We start from the raw sequence: 18,052 nt of genomic DNA, 5'->3' as shown, positions 1-18,052 counted from the left end.
AAGGAGTCGATATCGGGGCGTTCGGCGACCATGACACCACATGTCACGCTGTCACGACCACATGACCGGTTTGTTTATCGACGCCGAGACCGAATCGACCAGAAATTTGTGCGGATGGCACAATGCCGGCGACAGTTTTTGTTCAACGGACGGAAGCGCGCATGGCGGCATACGGATCCCTGGTGTGGGTGGGACAGGCCCTGGGCCCGCGCGTCGACGCCATCACCGCCGACCTCATCCGGGTGACCGAGCAGATGATCCCGCTCAACGACGTCGCCGCCGATCTGGCCGAGATGCGAGCCGCCAGCATCGCCGAGAACATCGCCGCCGTGCAGTACGTGCTGGCGAACGGCATCGACCCGGCCACCGCAGGCCCGCCCCCCGGGGCCGCCGCCTACGCCCAACGGCTGGCCCGGCGCGGTGTGCCGCTGACGATCCTGCTGCGCGCCTACGGTCTCGGGCAGTACCGGATCCTCGACGCCGCGATCGGGCTCGTCCTGGCCGTTCCCGGCCCTGACCAGCCGGCCCGGATCGCCGAACTGCTCAAATTCGCGGGCACCTACCTGGATCGGCTCAATTCGTCGATGGGGCGGATCTACGAGGCCGAACGGGACCGCTGGCTCAGCAGCCGCCAAGCCGCACGCCAGCAATGGATCGCACGGTTGCTCGACAACGACGATGTCGATGTCGCCGCCGCCCAGGAAGTGCTGGGCTACCAACTCGATCAGTGGCACTACGCCACTGAAGTGTGGTCGACGGTCACCGGCGCGGAGGCTGTGCGCGCGCTCGAGCAGGCCCGACAGCTGCTCGCCGCGGCGATGGGTACCGGTGGCGCCGAATTGGTCGCCGCGTCGGGAGACCGCGCCATGTGCCTGTGGTTCCCGACCGGACAGCCCTGCGCGGTCGAGGAACTCACCGCCCAGCTCGCGGCTTCCGGCTTGCCGATACGGGTAGCGCTCGGGCCGGTCGGCGAGGGGCTGCCGGGCTTCCGGCGCTCGGCCCGCAGCGCGGCACGGGCCAAGGCGCTCGTCGTCTCGGCCGGGGAGACCGCGCCCACTGTGGTCGACTACGACACGATCGCGCCCTTCGCGCTGCTGTCCGACGATCCCGACGAGCTGACCGGCCTCGTCCACCGCGTCCTCGGATCGCTGGCAGGCGACGGCGCCAAAGTGGAACTTTTGCGCAACACTCTCGAGGTGTTCCTCGCCGAAGGCGCCAGCTACTCGCGCACCGCCCGCGTCCTCGACGTCCACCGCAACACCGTCCAGTACCGCATCCAACAGGTCACCGGCCGCTACGGCATCGCCGTCGAGACCGACACCTTCGAACTACGCTTCGCCCTGGGCATCTGCCGCTGGTACCCCCACGTTCTGACTCGGACAATCTGAGCCCAGCTGGTTTGTGCGGGACGCACAGCCGCGCGGGCGCAACCATCGGGTCGGTGACCAGCTCGACGCCGTACGACGTGCCATGGCCCGAATCGGGTGGGAATGGCACTGACAGTGGCGATCTCGACCGCAGACACTCATGATGGTCTGAAGAAGGATGAACGAGGTGGGGGAATGAACAAGAAACTGATCGCCGCTGTCGCGGCGCTGTTCGCGGGTGCCATCGCAGTGACCGGGTGCTCGAGCGACGCCGACGTGGTCTCGAAGAACCTGTCCAAGGAATCGGACCAGTTCAAGATCAACCGGCGCGTGGTGTTCTTCAACGGGATCACCGACAAGTACCTGCTGTCCATCGAGGGCAAGTGCTCGATCAAGGACGAGAACAACCAGCTCGAGGTGACGTGCAAGACCGGCGATGACGAATACAAGAAGCACTTTCTCGGTCTCTCGGACAACGTGAGCTACTTCGTCGAGCAGCTCGAGGCCGCCGAGGTGAGTCGCTACCACTACAAGGTCATCTTCAAGCCCGAGGTCATCATCGCCGACGTCGACCGCCCCTGAGCGTGTACACAGGCCCGCGGGCGTTCCCGATGAGCGGGAAGACAGGCAGGCGGTGACCGCGTTCCGGGCCTACGGTGGCGACCGCGGGACGTAGCGGACGCTCACAGCCATTCGAGCTTCTTCACGTCTGATCTGTCGATTCGACCAAGGAGCTCGATGTCTGCAACACCGCCGTCCGACGACCCGGCCCGCCACCTCGCACGGTTGGCGGCGATCGAGTCGATCACCGCGCTCAAGCACCGCTATTTCCGTGCCTGCGATGCCAAAGACCCGGCCGGGTTCCGTGACTGTTTCGTCGCGGCCGGCTCGGTACTGGACTACGGCACGCTCGGTACGACCGACGCCGACGGCATGGCCGCGGTCTTCGCCTCGATCGCGCTGCAGCAGGTGGACGGCAAGAACGCGATCCTCGACATGCACCACGGCGTGCACCCCGACATCACCGTGCGCGAGGACGGCACGGCCAGCGGCCGGTGGACGCTGCGCTTTCGCCAGGTCAACCTGATCGAGCGCACCGAAACCGTCGCCACCGGCGAGTACGCCGACGAATACCGGGTGCAGGACGGGCACTGGAAGATCGCGACATGCACGTTCCACCAGTTGTGGGCGATCACCCGCCCCCTCGATGACGCCACCCGGATCGCGCAGTAGGAGCGGACATGTCGAAGATCGCTCTGGTGACCGGCGCCAGCCGTGGCGTCGGCAAGGGAATCGCGCTGGCACTGGGCGCAGCAGGCTGGACGGTGTATCTGACCGGGCGCGGCACCGAAGGTGACGGCGGCCCCCTGGAGGTCGCGGCCGCTGAGGTGAGCGCTCGGGGTGGCGCCGGCATCGCCGTGCGCTGCGACCACCGCGACGACGCGCAGATCGCCGCGGTGTTCACTCGCATCACCGCCGAGCAGGGCGGGCTCGACCTGCTGGTCAACAACGTCTGGGCCAATCCCGACGGTTTCGCCGGATTCAGTGATCCGTTCTGGCGACGGCCCGTCGCCGACTGGGACACCCTGATCGGTGTCGGCCTGCGGGCGCACTACGTGGCCTCGGTCGAAGCGGCACGGCTCATGGTGCCTCGCGGCAGCGGCGTCATCGCCAACATCTCCTCGTTCGGCACCCGCGGCTACCTGCACTCGGTGCTGTACGGAATGTCGAAGGCCGGCCTGGACAAGATGGCGGCCGACATGGCCGTAGAACTGCGCGACACCGGCGTGAGCACGCTGTCGCTGTGGCCCGGCATCGTGCGTACCGAGCAGGTCCTGGCACTGGGTGTCGAGGACATCGAGGGGTTCCCGATCGCCGGCGCGGAGACACCGGAATTCGTCGGCCGGGTCGTCCTGGCCCTGGCCACCGATCCCGAGGTCGGCGCGCGCAGCGGCAGTACGGTGATCACGGCCGAGGCCGCCGTCGACTACGGGATCACCGATATCGATGGCGGACAACCGGTCTCGCATCGCGCGGCATTCGGTGGCGGCGCGCTCTTCGGCGTCCGTTGAGGCGGCAGTCGTGGCTCCCGCTGGGCGGGAGACCCGCATGCGGCGAAAGACACGGCGCCGCTAGCTTTCCCCCATGATGCAACTGACTCTTCTCGACGGTGTCACACTGGTCTTCGGTGGCAGTGGCGGCCTCGGCCGCGCCGTCGCCGCGGACTTCGCACGGGCGGGCGGTGACGTGGCGATCTGCTACCGCAGCAAACAATCCGTGGCCGAGACCACCGTGGCCGAATTGCGTGCGCTCGGCGTGCGGGCCAGTGCCCATCAGGTCGATGTCCGCGACGCGACCGCCGTCGACCGGGTGATCGCCGAGGTGATCGCCGAGCACGGACGGATCCGCACGCTCGTATGGGGTGCCGGCCCGGTCGTCGACCAGATCACCCTCGCCGACACCGAACCCGACCGCTACCGGCAGTCGATCGAGGTGGAAGCGCTCGGCATGTTCACCGCAGTGCACGCCGTGCTGCCGCATCTGCGCGAACACGGCGGCGGCTCGGTGATCCACCTCGGCTCCGCCGGTGACCGGTGGTGGCCCCGGCTCGACGGTCTGTCCGTGCTGCCCAAGGCCGCCAACGAGGCGCTGGTCCGCGGCATCGCGAAAGAGGAAGGCAGGCACAATATCCGCGCCAATTCAGTGCTGGTCGGCGTCATCGAGGCAGGCATGTTCCTCGAGCTGAAAGCCACGGGCGTGGTCGACGCGGCCTGGGAGGCCGAAGCCCGCCGCTTCGTGCCGATGAAGCGATGGGGCACGGCGGCCGACATCGGCGCCGCCTGCGTGTTCCTGGCCTCCGAACAGGCCGGGTACATCACCGGTCAGCAATTGTCGGTTTCCGGCGGTTTCGGCATCTGAACTGACGCGGGCAGACCCGGTCTGCCCGCGTACGGTGGGGGTCAGTCCGCGGAAAGACCGGGCCGGACGATGATCTTCACGTGATCCTGTGGGCTACGCAGGGTCGTGAACGCGTCCGCGACACCGCCGAGATCCACGCGCGCGGTGATGATCGCCTCCGCGTCGATCGACCCGGCCGCCAGCCGCCGCAGCGTGATGTCATAGGCGTCCTGGTAGGGCCCGTGACCGAAATTGACGGCGATGCGCCGGAATTGGGGCACGACCGGGGTGATGGTTTCGGCCGTGAATCCGGCGGCGAGCACCTGGATCCGCGAATTGAACGGCATCTGATGGGTGAGCTCGTTCAGTATCCCGGCACGCCCACTGCATTCGTAGGCGATCAGGATTCCGTTCGCGGCCGCACCGACAACGGAGCCGGCGTCGGCGACCAGGGCGTTCCACACCTCGATGGGATTCTGCTCGGTCGGATCGACGACGATGTCGGCGCCCATGAGCGTCGCCAGTTCCCGGCGCCGAGGCGAGGGCTCGGAGGCGATCACCACCCTCGCGCCACGAGCCTTGGCCGCGACGACGGCGCCCAAACCGATGGTCCCACAACCGATCACCAGCGCCGAGTCCGCGGCGGTGAGCCCCGACTGCTGGACGTGCATCTCACCCACGTGCAGCGGCTCGGCGAGGGTCGCATGGTCCAGTCGCAGGTCGTCGGGGACTGCGCGCACCCAGCAGGCATCGACGATGATCGCCTCACCGAACGCCCCGTGGTAGGTGTTGGAGTAGCCGATGATCGTCGGGATACCGGTCGCGGCATCGGTGGCCAAGCCGAAACCCGCCACCCGGTCGCCCACCGCGAAATCGGTGACCCCGGCACCGAGCTCGGTGATCACCCCGGCGTACTCGTGCCCGAGCACCACCGGTCGTTCGGTGTCGAACGTGGCCAGCGGGTACCCGCCCGCCTCGGCGACTTCGACGAAGCGGCACGCATCCTTGGACACCGACAGGTCACTGCCACAGATTCCGCAGGCAGCCACCGCGATGCGAACCTGGCCGGGACCGGTCTCGGGCAGTTCGGGTACCTCGCCGACGGTGAATTCTCCGTCGAGGAATCGCACGGCGCGCATCCTCACGCTCCCGTCACGGCGTCGGCGCCGTAGTAGTCGGTGGTGGCCTCGGTGATCGCGGTGACCAACTGCCCGATCAGCAACTCGCGGTGATCCTCGGCGAACTGGAGGCTGGCCCGGCGTCCGGCATTGCGATTCTTGAAGTGCGGCACGACCTCGGAGGCGAACAGGTCGTAGCTGCGTTTGGTGTCCTCCCAATCGGCCATGTCCACGTGCAGGATCAGCAACGTGCCGAATCCGCCGGTCTTGTCGATCAACCGCTGGATCTGCGCGATGGCCTCGTCCGGTGTGCCGATGACGGCCTGCCCGAACTCACCGAGCGTGTCGTTGCGCCACTGCTCGACGATCCCGTGAGAGGTCCGCGCCCAGCCCGGGCGCTGCCCGGTCTGCCGGTTGACGTAAGCAGCCATGGACCCGATGCGCCGCGAGACCGCGCGCTCGGCATCGGCGCGCGATTCGGCCAAGAACATCGGGGTGACCAGCCGCCAGTTCGCCCGATCGGCGAGATGACCGTGCTCGGCACAGGTCTTCTCGTAGACGCCCCAATTGCGGTCCAGCGCCGCGAAACCGGTCGGCGAACCCGCGGCCAGTGACAGCAATGACAGTCCGTGCGTTCCCGCCAGGACCGATCCGTTCGGGGAGATGGTGGACGCGGTCGCCACCTCGATACCGGCCGGGTCGTAGGTGGGCAGCTGGGCCCGTGCATCGCGCAGGGTGAACCAGTCGGTCTGCATATCGACGACATCGCCACGAAGCAGCCCCAGGATCGCCTCGAGTGCTTCGCCCTGGCGACGGCGCTGATCGGATGGGTTGATGCCCATCATGTGCGCGTCGAGGGGGATCTTGCCCGGCCCCGTGCCGAAGATGACCCGGCCGCGGGTCTGCAGGTCGAGTTGGGTGATGCGGTCGACGGTGACCAGCGGGTGATGGTAGGGCAGCGACACCACCCCGGTACCGAACCGGATGCGGTGGGTGCGTTCGGCCGCCGCGGCGATGAACAGGTCCGGCGCGGGCACGATCTCGGCGCCGGTGGAATGGTGCTCGCCCATCCACGCCTCATCGAATCCGAGATGGTCGAGGTGCTCCATCAGGTCGATGTCGCGACGCAGCTGCAGGGCTGGGTCGGCGTCGAGCGGGTGATAGGGAGCCAGAAAGGCGCCGAATCTGATCGAACTGGGGCTCCACATGGTGCGTCTCCTCATCGAAACGGTGCGGTGAGCGGGCTCACGGCGTCGTCCTCAGCTTCGACTTGGATCAACTGATCCAGAAGTGCTTCTCCCGATCAGCGGGAAAGGCTGCGATTCACCGAAGAAGCAACCGATCCGACTGTTGACACCGGCCGTGTCAGATGTCGATGATTGGATCAGTTGATCCAATTTTCCCGGCGGTCACCGGCGCCGATTCGCGAGGAGTCCGACCATGTTTCTCGACATCGATCCGCGGCGGAAGCCACCGGTCACGCTGGCCCAGTCCACCGACTTCGACTCGCTGTCGGTACTCGTCCACGCGACACCCGAAACAGTGCGCCTCCACGATGTACTCCTCGGCTGGGGCGAATTCGACGGCACCCACGTGTGGCTGAGCACCCAGCGCCTCGAAGACGAACTCGGCGACCACTTCGGCGCCGACCTGACCTGGCGGGAACGATTCACCGCCATGCTCGACTACGCCCTGGCCCAGGGCTGGTTCGACGAGTCCGGCCTGAGCGTCCGCGCGCACTGCCGCTGGCAGACCCTATGACCGGCACAGTCGACACGAATCCGACCACTCCGGTCGCCAATCGCCAAGGAAACGCGACGCGCACGCGTTTGGTGAAGACCGCCGAGCGACTCTTCGCCACCCACGGCGTCGACGCGGTCTCGGTCCGCGCGGTCAACGCCGCCGCCGGGCTGGGCCCCGCCTCGGTCAACTACCACTTCGGCACGAAAGACGACCTGCTGGCCGCGGTGCTGCTGGACCTGGGAGCCGGTGTGCGCGACCGCATCCGCGCCAACGTCGACGCGCTCGCCGGCCGCGAGCACGCGCCGACCGTCGACGAACTCGTCGGCGCCGTCACCGACCCGTACCGGGAACTGCTCTCGCGCCACCGCACGCGCGGCATGCGCTGGATCGCTATCGTCGCCCAGATGTCGGCACAGAACCACCCCGCGCTCGACGCCGCCGAACAAGACCTCCGCGCGGTCCTGCTGCACCAGGTCCGGCGCACCTTTCCCGACACCGACCCCATCCGGCTCGAACAGCGCTGGGCCACCGCGCTCATGGTCTTCCTCCAGGCACTGAGCCGCGCCGAGGAATGGAACCACCGCCGCGGCGCGATCCCCAGCGCCGACGACCTGGTCCACTTCTTCGACGACCAGGTGACCTACCTGGCAGGCGGCCTGATCCGGCTACTCACCTGAGGTCTCGCAGGCGCGAGCTGGTCACAGCATGCGCTGCCTGCCGTGCGCGGCGAACTCCGACTCCACCGACCGCCGGTCCGCCTCGGTCATGCGCCCGTAGACCGGCCGGCCACGCCCCACCCACCGGTACACCGGTTCATCGGTGCGCCACGCCTGCTCTTGCAGTTCGCGTTTGAGCACCTTGTTCGACCCCGTCACCGGAAGATTCGCCGAGACGCGCAGCAGCCGGGGGAGACCTTTGCCGCCGAGATCGGATTGCGCACAGAGGAATTCGGTGAACGCGTCGACATCGAAACCACCCGGATCGGCGACCTCGACGGCGGCCATCACCTGATCGCCCGAACGCGGATCGGGCACCCCGAACACGGCGGCGGCGATGACAGCGGGATGACGGCGCAGAACCTGCTCGATCATCAGCGCCGAGGTGTTCTCGCCGTCCACCCGGATCCAGTCGCCCTTGCGACCGGCGAAGTACAGGAATCCACCGGTGTCGATATAGCCCAGATCCCCGGTCCAATACCAGCCGTTGCGCAGACGGTCGGCGTCGGCGACCTCGTTCTTGTAGTAGCCCTCGAACGCGAGCGCACCGGCCTTGTCGATCATCTCCCCGATGGCCTCATCAGGGTTGAGTACCCGGCCGTACTCGTCGAGCTCGGCCCGTGCGCACTCCCGCAACGAATCAGGATTCACCACCGCCACACCGGGATGCGCCGGCCTGCCGAGCGCAGCGGGCGGCGCGGCCGGATCCAGGGCGGCCAGGCTCGGGCCCTCGCTGGAGCCGTACCCCTCGAACAGCTGCGCGTCGAAACGGCGCCGGAACTCGTCCTGATCGGCCACCGACGCCTCGGTACCGAATCCGCGCACCAGCGAATTGTCGGAATCCGTTGCGGTTTCGGGCGTGGCCAGCAGATACCCCAGCGCCTTGCCGACATAGGTGAAATAGGTCGCCCCGAAGTACCGAACATCCGGAAGGAACTGCGACGCAGAGAATTTCGGCGTCAGGCAGACCGTCGCACCGACCGACAACGCAGGCGCCCACAACGCCATGATCGCATTGCCGTGAAACAGCGGCATACAGCAGTAGTCCACGTCCCCGCGCACATGCCCGAACTTCGCCGTCGCCGCGTAGGCAACCACCGACAGACGGCGCTGAGTGCACCGCACCGCCTTCGACGCACCGGTGGTGCCGGACGTGAACAGCAACAGCAGCAACGAGTCCGGCCCACCCACCGCCGCAGGCGGCACCCGGCAGGCATCGATCCGGGCGCCATAGCCTGGATCATCGACCAGCAGGAACCGATCCCCGGCCAGATCGAGATCCAGCTGCCGCAGCCGCGCCATCCCCGCGGCATCGGTGACGATCAACTGACAGTCGACATACCCGATATCGGCAGCCAATTGGGCGTCGCCCCGGGTCGGATTGAGACCCGCCACCGTCGCACCCGCCAAAGCCGCCGCGCCCAGCCAGAAGACGAAATCGGGCACATTGTCCAACAGCACCCCGATATGGAACGGGCCGTCGCGGCGCACGGTGCGGGCAAGCTCCGCACGGGCAGCCGACTCCCGGACCACCGCATCCCAGCTCCACTCGGCGTCGCGGGTGCGCAGGCCGAGCCGCTGGTCGCCGAGCCGGTCGAGCAGCATGGTCGCGATGTCCGCCCGGCGCGCGCCCGTCACTCCGACCCCGCGTAGATCAGTGTCAGGAAACCCTCGTTCACCACACAATGATCATCGACAACCAGCCGATCCAACTCGGATTCGAGCACGTTGCTGCGGCGTGCCATTCCGAGCACCGTGCGGTGCCGCTCGTTCGTGGTGGTGGCCAAGCGCTGCCCGAACGGCGCCCAGGTACTGCCCGGCTCGACGATCGCCATGGTGAGACTCCCCGTTTCGGTAGCCGCCGACTCGGTTCAGGACCCAGCGGGCGGCGTGGCCGCGGCGACACCGGCGCGGCGACCGAAGAAGGTGCCGTCGCCGAGCGACGTGCCGCTGATGTAGCCCCACGAATGCAGGCCCGACGTTGCCCTGCCCGCGGCGAACAGACCCGGGATCGGTGCGCCGTCCAAGTCGAGGACTCGGCCGTCGACCGTGGTGTGCAGTCCACCGATGGTGAACACCTCAGCTCCGCCACGGCCCGCTTCGCCGTACTCGGGCGGGGCGATGCCGCGCTGGACGTCGATCGCGGCGAACGGTGCCCGCAGCGGCCGCAGCCAGTGCGCCGCCTTGTGGAAGTAAGGGTCCTGCCCGTCAGCCGCGTGCCGGTTGTATTCGGCGACCGTCGTCGCCAGCGCGCCGGGCGGCATGCCGATCTGCTGTTCGAGGTCGTCGAGAGTCTCGGCCACGAAATGCGGTTGTACGCCCCACCGTTCGTTCTCCGGCACTTCCTCGTAGGCCTGCTCGTCCAGGATCACCCACACCTTCAGGCCGTGCTTGAACAGAGCGGCCTGGCCGACGAGCCCGGGATAGACATCCTCGTTGATGAAGCGCCTACCGAGGTCGTCGACGATCATGCCGCGCACCATCATCCCCGGAATCAGCGAGATCCCCACCTGTGCGGCGGACATGTGCCGCACCGCGGCGCCCACAGCCTGTGCCATCACGATGCCGCGCCCGTCGTCACCGCCGTCACTGTTGACACCGAGCCCGACCAGTTGCGGTGCGTGCTGAGCCACCATCGCGGCATTGTCGGCGAACCCGCCTGTGGTCAAGACGACGCCACGTCGAGCACGGTAGGTGTAGTACCGGCCGTACTGCTTCGCCACGACACCGACCACACGTCCGGCTTCGGTGACGAGCCGGATCGCGTTGGTGTCGGTGTGCACTGCCACCGCGGTCGCGGCGACGGCCTCGAACAGCTTCTGCATCAGCACCTTGCCACCGAAACCGTCGGAGGTGACCCGGTGCCCACGCGGCGACGGCTTCGCGAGATCAGCAAAGGGCCAAGCCTTTTCGCCCATCCACATGAGACCGTCATCAGTGGGCGGCACCCACGTGGGGGAGTCCCACAACGAGGGTTTGAACGGGACGCCGTGGTCGACGAGCCACTGGAAGTGCCGTGCGCTCTCACGACTGTAGAGGCCGACCTTCTCCCGGTCCGCGTCCGGTCCCAGCGCGGCCAGCAGGAACGCTTCCATATCCTGCGCGGTGTCGTCGAACCCGCAGGCCCGCTGGATCTCGGTGCCGCCGCCCAGATACATCTCGCCGCCCGACAGCGCGGACGACCCGCCGCCACCACTCAGCTTCTCCAGCACGATGACATCGGCGCCCGCGGCAAACGACTCGAGCGCCGCTGCCGCACCCGCGCACCCGCGCACCCGTATCCCACGATCAGAACATCGGTTTCGTAGTCGACCTGCCCGACATCGCCCGCATCGACGGGTGCTACCGAAGTGTGTGTGCTCATGACAACTCCCATCCACTGTGCTGCGCACGCTAGGAGTTCTCGCGCACGTCGGACGGGGGAGTGTCCATCCACCGGGAGACCGGCCGCTGATTACCTGCTCGCTACGGGTAATCCTGCTTTCCGATCATTGAAGCGCGCCTTCTTCTGACGATTCCCGCAGGTGTTCATGTCGCACCATTTGCGGGTGCGGCTCTGGCTGGTGTCGAAGAAGGCGGCTCGACAGGTCGGCGATGCGCACAAGGCCAATTTTCCGTCGCGCTCGCCGGCGAGGATGCTGATCGCGTCGGCGGCGATGACACCCAGCGCGTCGTCGACGCGGGAATCCGAGTTGAGTCGCCAGTGCCGATTGCCCTCGGGCGTCAGGACCGCTGACGCGCGGCCCTGAATGCTGCGGTCGTTGATGACTCGGACTGCAGAGGCCGGGGGAGTGTCGTGCATCGCGGTCGCGGTCGCGGCGAGATGAATCGCCTCCCTCAATTCCCGTGCGAGTGCGAGCTGGGCGGTGGTGCAGGAACTCACGGCCAGGCCGCTCACCGTCAGCCAGTCGACGAGCCGCTGCGGCGTCGGGATGCGCTCTACCGCGTCGCCGGAGCGCTCCGTCAGCGTCGCCGTGAAGCTGGTCGCCAGCACAGTGCCGAGGCGGAAGTCAGGGAACTCAGCATGCATGGAACCACCTTAGCTGGTTGCGCGCTGACATATCGTCATGTTAGAACCGTCTAAGACGGTTCACCAATCGCAGGAGGTCTCGTGCCCAATCCGATCAGCGACGTCCAAGCATTCGAAGCCCACGCACCCGACACCGACCTCGACGATCTGCGCGCACGACTGGCCGCGGCACGACTACCGGAGCCCGAGACTGTCTATCGCGCCGCGCCCGACTCGCGCCGATGGGAGCAGGGGGTTCCGCTCGCCGACCTCGTCGAGGTCGTGAACTACTGGCGCACCGAATACAACTGGCGGTCGTTCGAAGAGCGCCTCAACCGGATCGGCCAGTTCCGCACAACCATCGACGGTCTGGAAATCCACTTCCTGCACCGCCGATCCACGCGCGCCGATGCCACCGCGCTGATCATGACGCACGGCTGGCCGGGCAGCATCGCCGAGTTCACCGATGTAGTAGACGAGTTGGCGGATCCGCAGGACGCGGACGCGTCGGCGTTCCACGTTGTCGTTCCCTCGCTGCCCGGGTTCGGTTACAGCGACAAACCGGCCACCACAGGCTGGGGGACCGAGAAGATCGCGGCCGCCTGGGTGGAGCTGATGACAAGGCTCGGCTACAACAGGTTCCTGGCTCACGGCGGCGACTGGGGAGGCAATATCACCACGGTTCTCGGTGGCAGATTCCCGGCGCATGTTCTCGGCATCCACTCGACGTTCGCCGAGGCACCGCCCGGGTTGACGACGGACGGGCTGACAGTCACCGAGCGCACCTGGACCGAGGAGACTCGCGATTTCTGGCGGCACCGCGCGGCATACGCGAAGCAGCAGGCGACCCGACCGCAGACCATCGGCTACTCGCTCGTCGACTCACCGGTCGGACTCCTGGCCTGGATCCTCGACAAGTTCGCCGAGTGGACAGACACCGAAGACAGCCCGTTCGAGACGATTTCCATTGACCGGGTTCTCGACAACGTCACGCTGTACTGGCTCACGCGGACCGGCGCATCGGCCGCTCGTATCTACTACGAAAGCCACAACTCGCTCGACCCCGAACTTCGTGTCGACGTTCCATCGGCAATCACCATGTATCCACGTGACGTCGACAAGTGCCCGCGGGTCTGGGCGCAAGAGCGGTACCGGCAGATCGTCCGATGGGGATCGCCCGACAGCGGGGGACATTTCCCGTCGCTGGAGGTTCCCGAGTACTTCGTCAAGGACCTGCGGGAAGGTCTCGCAGCTGTGCTGGCCGCCAGGGTAGTGACTACTTGACATAATGTGCATTATCGGCGTTTGAAGGCGGCCTGTCGGAAGGGGTTTTTGCAGTTGCTTTGCGGTGCACGCCTAGTTGCATCACATGCTGACAGGCGCTCACTGTCGCTTCTCTGCATTGCCGCGCGTGCGCCGACGCTTCGGTACTTGCGAGCTCGATCAGCCACATTTTGGGACATCGAAGGAAAGCTGACGAATCCGGACAATTCTCGGTTCGGCCGATTCATGACCGTTCGCCCTGAATGTGCTCATCGGCGACTCTGGGCCCGCATCCTCGGCAAACCGAGTCGGCTGCCCGAGGCCCGGCACTCCCCCTCCCACTTCCCCGCCCCCATTTCGTCACAGTGACGAAACTATGGAAGGTGCCTGGATGGCGCACCGCATCGCCTTTCGCCGTAATGCGGTGCGCCAAGGAGAATCAGACCAGAACGGGGGTGAGTCGGCGCGATTCGGTGGCCTTTTCGGAGCTGGTTTCCGGTGCGTTGTCGGCATCGGCGGTGAGGTACTTATCGGGCAACGACAGTTTGGCGATGGTGCGCAGGGTCAGCGCGTACTGACGGACCAGGCTGCCGGTGGTGTACGGCAGGCGATATTCGGCCGCGAGCTTGCGCACTTCACGCTGGATTTCGGGCAGCCGGTTGCTCGGCAGGTCCGGGAACAGGTGGTGTTCGATTTGATGACTGAGCGTGCCGGAAAGGATGCGCATCAGGGGACCGACGTCGATATTCGCGCTCCCCAGGTATTGGCGCAGATACCATTCGCCACGGGTCTCACCCTCGATATCGCGCTTGGTGAATTTCTCCGCGCCGTCGGGGAAATGTCCGCAGAAGGTGATGATCTGCTCCCACACATTCTTGGTGAGGTTGGCGGTGACGTTCGCGCGGATCGTCGATTTCCAGTTCCGACCGGTTACCGCCGGGAAGATCACATAGTCCTTGAGCAGCTGCTTACCTGCCTTCTGGGCGATTTCGTCGCGCGCCTGCCGGAACTTCTTCTTGTCCTTCTTGCCCGCCAGCACGCGCGGGATCTCCAGGTGGTACACGCACATACCCAGCTCGTACAGCAGTGACACCGGGACGAGGTAGACGAAGTTGCCCAGGTGATACGGACGCCAGCGCCGGTCACGGGTGATGCGGAGCAGCCCGTACCCTTCGTCGGGGTCCAGCCCGAGCACATTGGTGAAGACGTGGTGGCGGTAGTTGTGCGCTTCCTTCCAATGGGCGGCGGGCATGGAATGGTCCCATTCCCAGGTGGTGGAGTGGATTTCCGGGTCGTTCATCCAGTCCCACTGGCCGTGCATGACGTTGTGCCCGATCTCCATGTTCTCGAGCACCTTCGACAAGGTGAGCAGGCCTGTCCCCCACCACCAACTGCTTTTCCGACCGGAGTCGATCAGCACGAGCCGGGCGGCTATCTCGCATGCTCGCTGAACGCGGATGACGGTCTTGATGTATTTCGCGTCGCGTTCACCCAGGCTGGATTCGATCTGTCTGCGCAACGCGTCCAGGCGTTGCCCGAACTCTTCGATGTCGGTCGGCGAGAGATGCGTGTACGCCTCGACGTCAGATATAGCCATCTGCTGTGTTCAACCCCTGTTCCGGTGCCGCGCGCCGGGCGCGGTCCAGGTGAGAATACGAACTCGACGGGGTTGGTTCGGTACTGTGCGCGGTATTTAGTTAGACGTAACAGCCGGAAGTGCCGGAATGGGTGTCAGTGACTACTGGCGGCGGGTTCGTAGATCTTGTCCACCTCGGTGGCGTACTTCTTCATGACCTCTGCTCGCTTGAGCGACATCTTCGGTGTCAGTTCGCCGGTGGCCTCGGTCCAGTCGACGGGCAGGATGCGGACCTTCTTGATCGCCTCGGCATGGGACACCTTCTTGTTGGTGTCGGCGAGGGCCGCATCGATCTCCGCGACGAGATCCGGGTTGTCGATCAGAGCCTCGTTCGTGGTGTCGGCGGGCAGGTTGTGGCTTTGCTTCCAGGCCGGGAGCGCTTCGGGATCGAGGGTGATCAGGGCACCGACGAACGGACGGCCGTCACCGACCACCATCGCCTGGCTGATCAGCGGGTGGGCGCGCAGCGAGTCTTCCATCAGGCCCGGGGAGACGTTCTTTCCGCCCGCGGTGACGATGATTTCCTTCTTGCGGCCGGTGATGGTGAGGTAGCCGTCGCGGTCGATGCTGCCGAGATCGCCGGTCTGGAACCAGCCGTCGGCGAAGGCGTCGTCGGTGGCCTGTGGGTTTCCCCAGTATTCGTGGAACACGACAGGGCCGCGTAGCAGCAGTTCGCCGTCGTCGGCGATCTTGACGGCGTGGCCTTCGGTCGGGCGTCCGACGGTGCCGACCCGGGTATCGGCCGGGGTGTTCACGGTGATCGCCGCAGTGGTCTCGGTGAGTCCGTAGCCCTCGTAGACGGGGATCCCGACGCCGCGGAAGAAGTGACCGAGCCGCGCGCCGAGCGGTCCACCACCGGATACCGCCGCCTCGCATCGTCCGCCGAGCGCCAGGCGCAGCTTGCGGTAGACGAGTTTGCCGAACAGGGCGTGGCGCAGTCCGAGGACGATTCCGGGGCCGCCGGTGTCCTGGGATTCGCTCCAGGCGATGGCGGTCTCGGTGGCCAGGTCGAAGATCTTTCCCTTGCCGCCGGCGTGCGCCTTCTGCTTGGCGCCGTTGAAGACCTTTTCGAACACTCGCGGCACCGCCAGGATGAAATGCGGCCGGAAGCTGCCGAACTGGTCGACGAGTGTGGACCAGTCGGAGCTGAACGCGACGACCACCTTGGCGTCGAGCGCGGCCAGCGTCACCGCGCGCGCGAAGACGTGGGCGAGCGGCAGGAACATCAGTGTCTTGTTGCCCGCGGTGACGAACTCCCCCAGCGCGATTCGGTCGGATTTCGACTCGGCGTAGAGGTTTCCGTGGGTGAGGATCACGCCTTTGGGGCGTCCGGTGGTGCCCGAGGTGTAGATCAGGGTGGCCGGGGAGCTCGCGCCGACCTCGGCTCGGCGGGTGTGTACGGCCGCGTCGTCGAGGTCGGCGCCGCGCGTGGTCAATTCCGCGACGGCACCTTTGTCGATCTGCAGGATTTCTCGCAGGTCGGGCAGGGCGCGGTCGTCGATCTCCTCGATGATTCGGCGGTGTTGGTCGCTGTCGACGATGAGCAGTTTCGTCGCGGAGTCCTGCAGGATCCACTTGGCCTGCTCGGCGGCGGAGCTGTCGTAGATGGCCACGGTACAGCCGCCGGTGGCCCAGATCGCGTGGTCGAGCACGACCCACTCGTAGCGGGTGGGCGCCATGATCGCTACCCGGTCACCGGGTTCGATACCCGACGCGATGAGGCCCTTCGCCACGTCGGTGACCGTTCGGGCGAACTCGGCCGCGGTGACATCGGTGAGTCCGCCGCTACCGTTGGAGACGTTGAACAACACCGTGTGGGGCGAGTGCTCGGCGTGCAGGAACACACTGTCGGAATTGTTCGCGTGCTCGGGAATCGTGTAGGAAGCCGGGGCTTCGAACTCATGCATCACAGGGCCCTTCCACATGGATTGATCAGTTACTGCGCGGGCGCGTGCTCGATGCCGAGTCGCAGCATGCCGCGCAGGTCGTAGGTGTTGGTGGCGACCGCGCCGACGATCAGGCCGATCGCCAGTCCCGCGCAAGTCATCCAGAGACCCTGTGCCATGCCTGCTTCGAGGTGTCCGTCGAAGAACAGGATGGCGCGCACGGCCAGGTAGATCTGGTGCATGGGTTCGAACGTGGCCATGTCGGCGATCCAGCGCGGTGTCGCCTCGAGCGGGATGGTGCCCGACGATGACGGGATTCCGAGCACCACGAACACGATGAGGTTGATCATCAGGCCTGCCGTGCCGAAGGCGGCCATCACCGACAGGGCGGTGACCGCGATGGCGGCGATGGCCAGTGTGCCATAGAGGAACAGCATCAGCGGTCGCTCGATCGCCATGTTCAGCAGGGTGCCGACGCCGAGGAACACGCCGGAGGCCAGCGGGGCGCTGATCGCGGCGATCCCCCATTTGATGAGCAGCGTGCGCCAGCGGCTGATCGGGGCCGGGGTGGTGGCCTTGTGCCATGGGCCGTATTCGGCGGGGACATAGCCGAGTGAGGCGTCGACGAGTGAATTGATCATCATCGCGCCGCTGAATCCGACGATCAGCAGGACCAGGGTGTAGAAGAAGGCCGCCAAGCCCTGGCCGGTGCCTTCGGGGAGCGGGTGGTAGGCGGTGACGACGACGTCGATCGGCTCGGCGAGCTGTAGCTGTGCGGCGCCGCTGAGGGGTGTGGCCCCGGCCGCGGTGCGGACCTGTTCGGCGAGTTGGGTGCCGACGGTGCTGTTGACCTGTGTCATGGCCTGGTCGGCGACGGTGTTCATGATCTGTGCGGCGAGGGTGCCCGCCCGGGGGTTGGTGAGCACGGAGATGATGGGCTGCTCGACCTGGCCCGGGACGATCGAGGCGGCGCCGAGGATGGCGACGCGTTTGGTGAAGTCGCCGGGGATGACGATGGCGCCGTAGACCTCGCCGTTCTGCAGCTGTTGCTGGGCTTCGTTGATGCCGAGTGGGCGCAGGTCGATCTTGTCGGCGGGGATGTTCTCGCTCAGCGCGGAAGTGATCTGTGCGCCGATGTTGGCGGGTTTGCCACCGACGGTGTCGCCGACGTCCTGGTTGACCAGGGCGATCGGGAAGTCGTGCAGGTGCTTTTCGGGGTCGGCGGTATAGCCGAGGTACATGGTGCCCAGGAGCGCCGCCAGGATGGTGACCAGGGTGATCGGGGCCAGCCATTCGCGGATCGGCATGCTGCGCTGTGTGCGGGTGGGCGCGGTGTTGTCAGTCATGGCAACCGTCAATGTAGTCAGCGACAACAAAGTAGTCAACGCAAACATTGGATGGCCGTCGGATATCCTG

The 18,052-nt window shown here is 66.4% G+C and carries 17 protein-coding genes; 8 read left to right on the top strand and 9 right to left on the bottom strand.

The genetic code is table 11. The features are described from left to right. Positions 1-161: 161 nt before the first annotated feature. The 5 genes from ACWDXS_RS05530 (at position 162) to ACWDXS_RS05510 (ending at position 4,286) form a co-directional block, all read left to right on the top strand. A complete protein-coding gene (locus ACWDXS_RS05530; protein ID WP_387445006.1) occupies positions 162-1,388 on the top strand; it encodes a PucR family transcriptional regulator in 1,227 nt (408 codons plus the stop codon). A gap of 174 nt (positions 1,389-1,562) precedes the next feature. Beyond that, positions 1,563-1,949: a beta-sandwich lipoprotein gene (locus ACWDXS_RS05525; RefSeq protein WP_378991765.1), complete on the top strand. Its 387-nt coding sequence runs from the start codon at positions 1,563-1,565 to the stop codon at positions 1,947-1,949. Positions 1,950-2,105: 156 nt separating this feature from the next. After that, complete coding sequence (locus ACWDXS_RS05520; protein ID WP_449962353.1) at positions 2,106-2,600, top strand: nuclear transport factor 2 family protein; 495 nt, start codon at positions 2,106-2,108, stop codon at positions 2,598-2,600. Between the two features lie 8 nt (positions 2,601-2,608). Continuing rightward, entirely contained in the window at positions 2,609-3,439 is an 831-nt protein-coding gene (locus tag ACWDXS_RS05515) for an SDR family NAD(P)-dependent oxidoreductase (protein WP_378991767.1), read from the top strand. Positions 3,440-3,512: 73 nt separating this feature from the next. After that, positions 3,513-4,286 carry an SDR family NAD(P)-dependent oxidoreductase gene (locus ACWDXS_RS05510; protein WP_449962350.1) on the top strand — a complete coding sequence of 258 codons (774 nt, stop codon included), beginning with the start codon at positions 3,513-3,515 and terminating at the stop codon, positions 4,284-4,286. Positions 4,287-4,327: 41 nt separating this feature from the next. Here ACWDXS_RS05510 and ACWDXS_RS05505 read toward each other — a convergent pair whose 3' ends face one another. Beyond that, positions 4,328-5,404 carry an alcohol dehydrogenase catalytic domain-containing protein gene (locus ACWDXS_RS05505; protein ID WP_449962347.1) on the bottom strand — a complete coding sequence of 359 codons (1,077 nt, stop codon included), beginning with the start codon at positions 5,402-5,404 and terminating at the stop codon, positions 4,328-4,330. 2 nt (positions 5,405-5,406) lie between these two features. Further along, positions 5,407-6,591 carry an LLM class flavin-dependent oxidoreductase gene (locus ACWDXS_RS05500; protein ID WP_449962344.1) on the bottom strand — a complete coding sequence of 395 codons (1,185 nt, stop codon included), beginning with the start codon at positions 6,589-6,591 and terminating at the stop codon, positions 5,407-5,409. Between the two features lie 232 nt (positions 6,592-6,823). On the opposite strand from ACWDXS_RS05500, the gene ACWDXS_RS05495 reads away from it, so the two are divergent. Both ACWDXS_RS05495 and ACWDXS_RS05490 read left to right on the top strand, forming a co-directional pair. After that, positions 6,824-7,144: a hypothetical protein gene (locus tag ACWDXS_RS05495; RefSeq protein ID WP_387445000.1), complete on the top strand. Its 321-nt coding sequence runs from the start codon at positions 6,824-6,826 to the stop codon at positions 7,142-7,144. Further along, complete coding sequence (locus ACWDXS_RS05490; protein ID WP_378991774.1) at positions 7,141-7,803, top strand: TetR/AcrR family transcriptional regulator; 663 nt, start codon at positions 7,141-7,143, stop codon at positions 7,801-7,803. Before ACWDXS_RS05495 ends, ACWDXS_RS05490 begins: the two co-directional genes overlap by 4 nt. Positions 7,804-7,824: 21 nt before the next feature. Here ACWDXS_RS05490 and ACWDXS_RS05485 read toward each other — a convergent pair whose 3' ends face one another. The 4 genes from ACWDXS_RS05485 to ACWDXS_RS05470 all read right to left on the bottom strand — a co-directional run bounded on the left by ACWDXS_RS05485 (position 7,825) and on the right by ACWDXS_RS05470 (position 11,872). Then, positions 7,825-9,447, bottom strand: a complete 1,623-nt coding sequence (locus ACWDXS_RS05485; RefSeq protein ID WP_449963429.1) for an AMP-binding protein — start codon at positions 9,445-9,447, stop codon at positions 7,825-7,827. A 29-nt stretch (positions 9,448-9,476) separates the two neighbouring features. After that, positions 9,477-9,677, bottom strand: coding sequence for a hypothetical protein (locus ACWDXS_RS05480; protein WP_449962339.1), 201 nt, complete (start codon positions 9,675-9,677; stop codon positions 9,477-9,479). A 36-nt stretch (positions 9,678-9,713) separates the two neighbouring features. Then, on the bottom strand, positions 9,714-11,117 hold the full coding sequence (locus ACWDXS_RS05475; RefSeq protein ID WP_449962336.1) for an FAD-dependent oxidoreductase: 1,404 nt from the start codon (positions 11,115-11,117) through the stop codon (positions 9,714-9,716). A 179-nt stretch (positions 11,118-11,296) separates the two neighbouring features. Then, entirely contained in the window at positions 11,297-11,872 is a 576-nt protein-coding gene (locus tag ACWDXS_RS05470) for a CGNR zinc finger domain-containing protein (protein WP_449962333.1), read from the bottom strand. A gap of 81 nt (positions 11,873-11,953) precedes the next feature. On the opposite strand from ACWDXS_RS05470, the gene ACWDXS_RS05465 reads away from it, so the two are divergent. Further along, entirely contained in the window at positions 11,954-13,135 is a 1,182-nt protein-coding gene (locus ACWDXS_RS05465; RefSeq protein WP_449962330.1) for an epoxide hydrolase family protein, read from the top strand. A gap of 418 nt (positions 13,136-13,553) precedes the next feature. Here the strand turns inward: ACWDXS_RS05465 and ACWDXS_RS05460 are convergent, their stop codons facing one another. The 3 genes from ACWDXS_RS05460 to ACWDXS_RS05450 all read right to left on the bottom strand — a co-directional run bounded on the left by ACWDXS_RS05460 (position 13,554) and on the right by ACWDXS_RS05450 (position 17,982). Then, positions 13,554-14,711 carry a fatty acid desaturase family protein gene (locus ACWDXS_RS05460; protein WP_387444992.1) on the bottom strand — a complete coding sequence of 386 codons (1,158 nt, stop codon included), beginning with the start codon at positions 14,709-14,711 and terminating at the stop codon, positions 13,554-13,556. 134 nt (positions 14,712-14,845) lie between these two features. Further along, positions 14,846-16,657: an AMP-dependent synthetase/ligase gene (locus tag ACWDXS_RS05455; protein WP_449962327.1), complete on the bottom strand. Its 1,812-nt coding sequence runs from the start codon at positions 16,655-16,657 to the stop codon at positions 14,846-14,848. Positions 16,658-16,686: 29 nt separating this feature from the next. Then, the gene (locus ACWDXS_RS05450) at positions 16,687-17,982 is read right to left on the bottom strand and encodes a YhgE/Pip domain-containing protein (RefSeq protein ID WP_379317196.1); all 1,296 of its coding nucleotides are present in this window, start codon (positions 17,980-17,982) and stop codon (positions 16,687-16,689) included. Positions 17,983-18,052 lie beyond the last annotated feature (70 nt).

The sequence above is a fragment of the Nocardia sp. NPDC003183 genome, from assembly GCF_053590715.1.
This window is presented reverse-complemented; position numbering and strand designations above follow the sequence as displayed.

What these genes read in the sequence shown, in the direction of transcription:
- ACWDXS_RS05470 (WP_449962333.1), bottom strand. Translation starts at nt 11,872, where the DNA reads ATGCATGCTGAGTTCCCTGACTTCCGCCTCGGCACTGTGCTGGCGACC.
- ACWDXS_RS05480 (WP_449962339.1), bottom strand. Translation starts at nt 9,677, where the DNA reads ATGGCGATCGTCGAGCCGGGCAGTACCTGGGCGCCGTTCGGGCAGCGC.
- ACWDXS_RS05455 (WP_449962327.1), bottom strand. Translation starts at nt 16,657, where the DNA reads ATGCATGAGTTCGAAGCCCCGGCTTCCTACACGATTCCCGAGCACGCG.
- ACWDXS_RS05495 (WP_387445000.1), top strand. Translation starts at nt 6,824, where the DNA reads ATGTTTCTCGACATCGATCCGCGGCGGAAGCCACCGGTCACGCTGGCC.
- ACWDXS_RS05510 (WP_449962350.1), top strand. Translation starts at nt 3,513, where the DNA reads ATGATGCAACTGACTCTTCTCGACGGTGTCACACTGGTCTTCGGTGGC.
- ACWDXS_RS05450 (WP_379317196.1), bottom strand. Translation starts at nt 17,982, where the DNA reads ATGACTGACAACACCGCGCCCACCCGCACACAGCGCAGCATGCCGATC.
- ACWDXS_RS05490 (WP_378991774.1), top strand. Translation starts at nt 7,141, where the DNA reads ATGACCGGCACAGTCGACACGAATCCGACCACTCCGGTCGCCAATCGC.
- ACWDXS_RS05505 (WP_449962347.1), bottom strand. Translation starts at nt 5,404, where the DNA reads ATGCGCGCCGTGCGATTCCTCGACGGAGAATTCACCGTCGGCGAGGTA.
- ACWDXS_RS05500 (WP_449962344.1), bottom strand. Translation starts at nt 6,591, where the DNA reads ATGTGGAGCCCCAGTTCGATCAGATTCGGCGCCTTTCTGGCTCCCTAT.
- ACWDXS_RS05530 (WP_387445006.1), top strand. Translation starts at nt 162, where the DNA reads ATGGCGGCATACGGATCCCTGGTGTGGGTGGGACAGGCCCTGGGCCCG.
- ACWDXS_RS05460 (WP_387444992.1), bottom strand. Translation starts at nt 14,711, where the DNA reads ATGGCTATATCTGACGTCGAGGCGTACACGCATCTCTCGCCGACCGAC.
- ACWDXS_RS05485 (WP_449963429.1), bottom strand. Translation starts at nt 9,447, where the DNA reads ATGCTGCTCGACCGGCTCGGCGACCAGCGGCTCGGCCTGCGCACCCGC.
- ACWDXS_RS05520 (WP_449962353.1), top strand. Translation starts at nt 2,106, where the DNA reads ATGTCTGCAACACCGCCGTCCGACGACCCGGCCCGCCACCTCGCACGG.
- ACWDXS_RS05515 (WP_378991767.1), top strand. Translation starts at nt 2,609, where the DNA reads ATGTCGAAGATCGCTCTGGTGACCGGCGCCAGCCGTGGCGTCGGCAAG.
- ACWDXS_RS05525 (WP_378991765.1), top strand. Translation starts at nt 1,563, where the DNA reads ATGAACAAGAAACTGATCGCCGCTGTCGCGGCGCTGTTCGCGGGTGCC.